Here is a 7,115-nt window from a genome sequence, read left to right on the forward strand (position 1 = left end):
TCTGAGTGCATACGCTATGGAAGTCTCTGAACTCGATCAAATTCCTGAGCCCCGCCGCCGACGCTTTTTTAAAGCAGGGCTTTATCTCTTTAAGGCGCTCGCCCTGCTGGGCGGACTGGTCGCCACGGCCTGCGGCTTCATGCTCCTTTATGCCCTCTGGTCGTCACATTCGGCACTCAGTGCCGGCAATATGCTCTTTGTCGGCGCAGTGGGGCTTTTTGGCCTTTACATCGGCTTTTCGACCGTGCGGGACCTAAAGACCAAAGAAAAATCCGTCGAAGGCTGGGCCTTTTATGCACTCCTCACGGTCGCAGTCGCTGCCGCTTTTCTCGGCATTCTTCTGCGCAATGTCTCCTATACGGTCTCTTGATTATTTTTAGTTTCGGCCATAGCGTCTGCATAGACGAGCGCGAAGAATACGCCTAAAATGATTCTAAACTGACTGGTCAGTTCAGAATGCACGCTAAGGATTTCGCCACCATGTCGAGCGCAAAAAAGATCGTTCTTCTTGTCGGCGCTGCCGCCGCAGCAGCAGCCCTCTACTACGGCCTCAATTGGTGGGAAGCCCATCGCAGTGTCCCGCCGACCGTGGCCTGGGGAACCGTCGATATGCGCACCGTTGACCTCATGTTCGAAACCTCCGGCCGCATTGCCTCGCTTGCCAAAGAGGAAGGCGAACGCGTGAATAAGGGCGAACCCTTGGGTGAACTCGATCTGAGGGCATTGAAAATCGAACGTGAACGCACGGCCGCACAGCTCGAAGGCCTTGACGCTGACTGGAAGCTTGCGCTTGAAGGCTATCGCGCCGAAGAGATTGATGCGGCTCGCGCGCAGGCCGAAGCGGCCGAAAGCAGCGCCAAACTGGCGCAGACCACGCTGGCACGCACGCAAAAGCTTTACCGCGCCCATGTGGCGTCCGATCAGGCGCTCGATGAAGCGCGATCCAATGCCGACCATCTGACCAAGGTATTCGCCGCGGCGCAAGCCGATCTTGCGCGCCTTACTGCTGGCCTGCGCCCTGAAGAAATTCGCGCCAAAAAGGCTGCCCGCGATGCGGGCGAAGCTGCGCTCAAGGCGCTCGACTACCAAATTGATGTGGCAAGCCGCATTGAGTCGCCCGTTGACGGCGTTATCCGCAGCCGCCTGCTTGAACCGGGCGACATGGCGAGCGCGAGCAAGCGCGTCTATGAAATTGCCGTTACTTCGCCCAAGTGGGTGCGGGCTTATGTGACGGAAACCCAGCTCGGCTTCATTAAAGAAGGCGCTCCTGCCCGCATCACCACGGATACGACGCCGGCGTACGAAGCCACGGTGGGCTACATCTCCCCGGAAGCGGAATTCACGCCTAAGACCGTGCAGACACAGGATCTGCGCACACTCCTCGTCTATGAAGTCCGCCTCACGCTTTCGGATCCAGAGAATAAGCTCCGTCTGGGCCAGCCCGTGACGGTGGACTTCGCGCCGCAAACCGAGGCTCAGAGCGGTTTCCTGGACCTTTCGAGCAAGGCCGCGCCATGACGATGGCTTCAGCCCCAGCGATCCATCTTGAGGGCGTTGTCAAGACTTTTCCCAACCCCCTCGACGCTGCCCGTCCGATCCGTGCGGTGGACGGCATCAGCCTCAAAGCGGGGGGCGCCGAGGCCTCCGATCGGCTCATTGCATTGGTGGGACCGGACGGAGCGGGCAAATCCACTTTCATGCGGCTCCTCTGCGGTCTGGAAGCACCGGACGAAGGCCGTCTCTCGGTCCTCGGCACGACGCCGGACCCCGACAACGAAGACTTCACCACCCGCATTGCCTTCATGCCGCAGACGCTTGGGCTCTATAAAACGCTCTCGTGCCGAGAAAACCTGGAGGTCTTTGCGGGCCTGAGGGGATTTGAGGGGGAGGCCGATGGCGCCGCCGGCCTCAAGCGCCGCATCGCGGAGCTCCTCAGCATGACCGGACTTGCCGGGTTTGAAGAACGTCAGGCCGGAAAGCTTTCGGGCGGCATGAAGCAAAAACTCGCGCTCGCGAGCGCACTCCTGCGGATCCCCGATCTCTTGCTCCTAGACGAACCCACCGTAGGCGTGGATCCCCTCTCACGACGCGAACTCTGGTCGGTGGTGCGCAGGATGCTCGCAGACACCCCCATGACGTGCGTTTTTTCAACAGCGTATTTGGAAGAGGCCGAGGCCGCAGACCGCGTGCTCCTTTTTGAGTCGGGCCGCATCATTGCCGACGAAAATCCGCAAAGCTTCATCTCGCGCGCCAATGGGCGCACCTACCTGCTTCCGCTTGCCAACCGCGCCGAACACGACGCGCAAATGCTCTGCCGACGCTTATCGGAAGAAACCGCCGCCACGCGCTCGGACGCCCTATTTCTAGACATCGTGCCGCGGATGGGGGGCGCTGCGGCAACGACGCTCGCGCCGACGCTTCCGGTGAAGGACGCCCGTGTGCCTGCGGGGTTCGTGCCGCGCCAACCCTCGCTCGAAGATGCCTATGCGCTCCTTACCTTCCCGCGAGCACCCAAAACCGCGAATCGTTTCGCCAGCCCCCCGTCAGACGCCTCTGACGCATTGGCCGCTTCGGCCGATGACACCGCCGAGCGTCCCGTCGTCATTCGCGCCGACGGCATTGCCCGCAAGTTCGGGAATTTTGTGGCCGTCGCTGATACCTCGTTTGAAGTGAGGCGCGGAGAAATCTTCGGACTCCTCGGCCCCAACGGCGCGGGGAAAACCACCACTTTCCGCATGCTTTGCGGACTCCTTGTGCCCTCGAAAGGACAAATTGAAGTGGCGGGCTACGACCTGCGCACCGCCAAGGCGGGAGCACGCGCCCGCATTGGCTACGTTGCACAGAAGTTTTCCCTCTACGGCAAATTGTCTGTCGAGCAGAACCTGCGGTATTTCGGACGCAGCTACGGCTTTTTCGGCCAAGCGCTGCAGGACCGCATTGATGCTTCGCTTGAAGATTTCGGCCTGACGGATCGCCGCGACACCACAGCCGGATCGCTTTCATTCGGCGCCAAACGAGATCTTTCCATGGCCTGCGGACTGATCCATTCCCCCGAAATCCTCTTTTTGGACGAAGCCACATCAGGCGCCGATCTCGCCAGCCGCCGCACCTTCTGGCGCCGCATCAATGCGCTGGCGGCTGCGGGCACATCAGTCGTGGTGACGACGCACTTTCTCGAAGAAGCGGAATACTGCGACCGCTTCCTCATTCAGGATGCGGGAAAGGTGCTGGCACTGGGAACGCCGCGTGAAGTGAAGCAGCGCGCAGCCGTTCTCTCCGCCGTCAGCGGACAAAGTCTCGTCGTCGACCGCATGTCGATTGAGGACGCATTCGTCGCCATCGTTGAAGCAGGCCGCCGCAGTCAGGAGACGCCCTCATGAACGCACTGCGCTTTTCACCCCGCCGCTTCCTGAGTCTCCTTAAAAAGGAAGCCATTGAGATCTTTCGCGATCGCTCCATCCTGTTTATGGGACTGGCGCTCCCGCTTCTCATGCTTTTCATTTACGGCTACGGCGTTTCCATGGATATGGAAGCCGTGCCGGCTGCCGTGGTACTGAAGGAGCGCACCCCGGCTGCGCTCGCATTTACGCGCGACCTCTCAGCCAACAAGCAGTTTGCCGTCCGCACCGTGCAAGGCCGTCCGCAAGCCGAAGCGCTGCTTGAAAAACGAGACATTGAATTTATTCTCGAAATTCCGAACGGCTTCGAACGCGCCCTGACCTCCGGCCGAGGACAGGTTCAGCTCACGATTTACGGGGTCGACAGCAATTCAGCCGTGATCTTTCGCAACTATGCCGCCGGCATCTTGGCGCAGACCGCTGCCAAGATGATCCAGGAGGGGCGCATCCCTTCGAGCGTGCAGAACACCGATCTGCCGGCCGTGACCATCGTCCCCAGAACGTGGTTCAACGATGAAGCCAATTCCCGCTGGTATCTCGTGCCGGGCCTGCTGGTCATCGTTTCGGCGGTGTCCGCGAGTCTGATGGGAAGCATCGTCATCGCCCGAGAATGGGAGCGCGGCACCCTCACGTCGCTCTTTGCGACGCCTGCCTCATCGCTCGAAATTCTGCTCTCCAAATGGACGGCTTACTCGTTCATCGCCTACTGCGGCTTTCTGCTCTGCCTCATCCTCGCCTTCCTGCTCTTCAATGAACCGCTTCGCGGCAGTCTCTGCGTCCTCCTCGGCACCGGCTTTCTCTTTATCGGATGGGCGGCAGCTCTGGGGCTTTTTGTCTCGGCCAAAACCAAAAGTCAGTTCCTCGCAACCGAAGCGGCAGTGCTCGCCTCCTTTATGCCGACCATGATGCTTTCGGGCTTCATCTTCGACCTGCGAAGCGTCCCTGTTTGGATTGAAGTGGTCGGCAGACTGCTGCCGCCCACCTATGCGGTTGAAACCTTCCGCATCTGTTTCCTCTCGGGGGGACAGTCTGTGACCCTTGCGGTCAACGCGCTGGTAATCGCGCTTTGGACCGCGGGGCTATTTGCCGGCGCCCTGACAGTGCTCGGCAAATCGCCGCTTGAAGCTAAGCACTCCCCCAAAAAGGCCGCATCATGACCCGCTCGAACCGCTTTCAGTTCCTTGATGCGCTTTGGGCTTCGGTCAACCGCATCATTGCCATTGCCGGGAAGGAATTCGTCGCGCTCTTAAAGGACAAGGGCTCACGCCTCATTCTCGTTGTTCCCGTCATTGTGCAGGCCGTTCTCTTTGGCTACGGCGCCACCTTCAACCTCGAGCGCGTCCCCTGGACCTACTACGACGCTTCGCACTCCTCGAGCTCCATGGAAGTCGTGCGCCGAATAACCGGAACCGGTATTTTCGAACTCAAGGCCGCGCCGCGGTCGCTCGGCGAATTTGAAGAAACGATCTCATCGAGCACAGCGCTCCTCGGCCTCTACTTCCCGCCGGATTTTGAAAAGAACGGTCAGGTGTTCGCCGCCGCAGACGCCAGAAACTCCACGACGGCCGGCGTTGCCATGGGCTACGTGAACAGCATTGTTGCCCAGATCAATGCTGACCGCGGCAGATCCGCCGCTTTTGCCGTCGTTGAGCGCTACCGCTGGAATGAGAACGGTATTACGCGCTACGCCATCATTCCGTCGCTTACGATTCTGCTTTCCATGCTGCAGGTACTGCTTTTGGCAGGACTCTCCGTTGCCCGCGAACGTGAGGAAGGATCGTTTGACATGATGCTCATGACGCCCGCCTCCTCACTTGAAATTCTTGCCGGCAAAGCCGTCCCGCCCACGATCATTGCCTGTCTGCAGGCGCTCGCGATTTTCCTGATCGGGCTATTCTGGTTCGAACTGCCCTTCGCGGGTTCTTACCTGACGCTCGGCCTCTTTGTCGTCGGCATATCGCTATGCTTCGTTGGCGTGGGACTCGCCATTTCTGCCTTGGCGAACAACATTCAGCAGTCCATGGTGATGGTGATTTTCTTCCTGCTGCCGTGCGTTATCCTTTCGGGACTTTTCACTTCGATCCGTGCGATGCCCGAGTGGCTGCAGACTCTGACGCTTATCAATCCCCTGCGGCATGCCATTGTGGCGCTTCGGGCGATTTACTTCGAAAATGCCGGCTTCGCTGATCTTGTTCCTTCTCTCATCCCGATCGTATTAGCCGGTGTGCTCTCGCTTGCCTGGGCGTCCTGGCTTTTCCGGCATAAGATTCAATAGACTGCCAACCCCTCCCGACAAGACGCCAGCGTCGGGCTTACTGGACAACGCATATGGCTAAAAAATCTGAAAACCGCCGCAGAAGCATTCTGAATGCAGCACTCGACGAATTTGAAGCAAAAGGTTTTTCGGCCGCGCTTGTCGAAGATATTGCACATCGGGCCGGCGTCTCCAAAGGCACCATCTACGGATACTTCAAGGGAAAGGAAGCGCTCCTCCTGGGGCTTGCCGAAGAAGTCGCAGTCCTTATCCAAAAAGAATTCGATCAGCCGAGCGAACACGCATCACTGCCGCTGATTGAAAGACTTTGGCGCACGGAAGCCGGGCTCCTCGCCGACAATGGTCACGGACGGCTGGCTCGAATCCTGCGTGTTGTCTGGTCTGAAGGCCTCCACCGCCCCGAGCTCACGCGTCCGATTTACGAAAAATTTCTGATTCCTCACTTCGCGCCGGGCAGCCCTCTTCGAACGGAAATTGAAGCCTCCAATGTCCCCGACTTCGTGAAGAAATACCCCATGGTACTCATGGCTCCCGTCATGCAGGGCATTTTCTGGGCAGGCATCATCGACAAGGTGATGCCGCTTAACCTTGAAGAATATTTCAAGGGCTACTTAACCATGATTTTTGGCGTGCAGCCGCAGAGCGAAAGAACGGATATTCAAGGCACCGATAATGAAACCCCCAAAGCTGCGAACGTCAAGCCAAAGAAAGCATCTGGGAGCAGTCAGCCGCTGACGAACCCTTCGACGGACAGGGCTCCCCCCAAAACGGATCCGAAATCATCCTGCTGAACGAAAAAATAGAGTCCGGCAGCACCGCTCGGTGCCCCTGTCCTTGGGTGCCCCAGCCTCTCGCCTGAAGATCGTTTCCGCTGATTTTTATGCGCCGCTTAGGGTCTGATTTCATCCGCACGGCCCTTGGTTGCTGACTGGCCGAGTTTATCCATCCACCGCTTGCAGGTGCTCGCGCCGACCCCCGTAGCTTCCGCAATCTCATGCCAGGTGTGTCCTTTTTGGCGCATACGCACGGCTTTTCGTTTGACGGCATCCGAATATCGATAGAGGTGCGGCGAGATGGTGGTACGGAACTTCCCCGCACGCCATGCTCTGGCCCAATCCCGCAGCGTATTGGCGGGCAGATCCAAAATGCGTGATGCGCGCTGGTTGCCAATTCCGTGCTCAAAGAGCTCTGCGGCCTGCCGGCGCTTTTCATCGGACGCATACGGGGGACGCACGCGATCGGCAAACTCACCCGACAAAGCGCCCGAGGTTTCAGCTCTACTCTTCTTCATCATTCTCTCCGACCGGAAAATGCAGGCATCGGGTAGAGAGCGGGTTTGCACCTCGCTCCCTCCCACACCACCGGACGTGCCGTTCGGCATCCGGCGGTTTCTAAAGTTAGGTTGTGGATTCAGTGGTCAGGCCTTTGACAAGAGACTGTAA

General features: G+C 58.9%; 7 protein-coding genes. 6 read left to right on the forward strand and 1 reads right to left on the reverse strand.

The genetic code is table 11. The features are described from left to right. Positions 1–16: 16 nt before the first annotated feature. The 6 genes from DES29_RS09255 to DES29_RS09280 all read left to right on the forward strand — a co-directional run bounded on the left by DES29_RS09255 (position 17) and on the right by DES29_RS09280 (position 6,464). A complete protein-coding gene (locus tag DES29_RS09255) occupies positions 17–370 on the forward strand; it encodes a hypothetical protein (RefSeq protein ID WP_021994699.1) in 354 nt (117 codons plus the stop codon). 110 nt (positions 371–480) lie between these two features. Continuing rightward, positions 481–1,518 (forward strand): HlyD family secretion protein, encoded by a 1,038-nt coding sequence (locus DES29_RS09260; protein WP_021994698.1) that lies wholly within the window; start codon positions 481–483, stop codon positions 1,516–1,518. Next, positions 1,515–3,380 (forward strand): ATP-binding cassette domain-containing protein, encoded by a 1,866-nt coding sequence (locus DES29_RS09265; RefSeq protein WP_113854786.1) that lies wholly within the window; start codon positions 1,515–1,517, stop codon positions 3,378–3,380. The genes DES29_RS09260 and DES29_RS09265 overlap by 4 nt, the downstream gene beginning before the upstream one ends. Continuing rightward, positions 3,377–4,555 carry an ABC transporter permease gene (locus DES29_RS09270; RefSeq protein WP_021994537.1) on the forward strand — a complete coding sequence of 393 codons (1,179 nt, stop codon included), beginning with the start codon at positions 3,377–3,379 and terminating at the stop codon, positions 4,553–4,555. Before DES29_RS09265 ends, DES29_RS09270 begins: the two co-directional genes overlap by 4 nt. Further along, complete coding sequence (locus DES29_RS09275; RefSeq protein ID WP_113854787.1) at positions 4,552–5,673, forward strand: ABC transporter permease; 1,122 nt, start codon at positions 4,552–4,554, stop codon at positions 5,671–5,673. Before DES29_RS09270 ends, DES29_RS09275 begins: the two co-directional genes overlap by 4 nt. Before the next feature lie 53 nt (positions 5,674–5,726). Then, positions 5,727–6,464: a TetR/AcrR family transcriptional regulator gene (locus DES29_RS09280; protein WP_021994539.1), complete on the forward strand. Its 738-nt coding sequence runs from the start codon at positions 5,727–5,729 to the stop codon at positions 6,462–6,464. A 98-nt stretch (positions 6,465–6,562) separates the two neighbouring features. On the opposite strand, the gene DES29_RS09285 is transcribed toward DES29_RS09280, so the two are convergent. Beyond that, positions 6,563–6,964 carry a helix-turn-helix domain-containing protein gene (locus tag DES29_RS09285; RefSeq protein WP_113854788.1) on the reverse strand — a complete coding sequence of 134 codons (402 nt, stop codon included), beginning with the start codon at positions 6,962–6,964 and terminating at the stop codon, positions 6,563–6,565. Positions 6,965–7,115 lie beyond the last annotated feature (151 nt).

This window comes from Sutterella wadsworthensis (assembly GCF_003315195.1).
In the GTDB taxonomy this organism is placed as follows: Bacteria; Pseudomonadota; Gammaproteobacteria; order Burkholderiales; family Burkholderiaceae_F; genus Sutterella; species Sutterella wadsworthensis.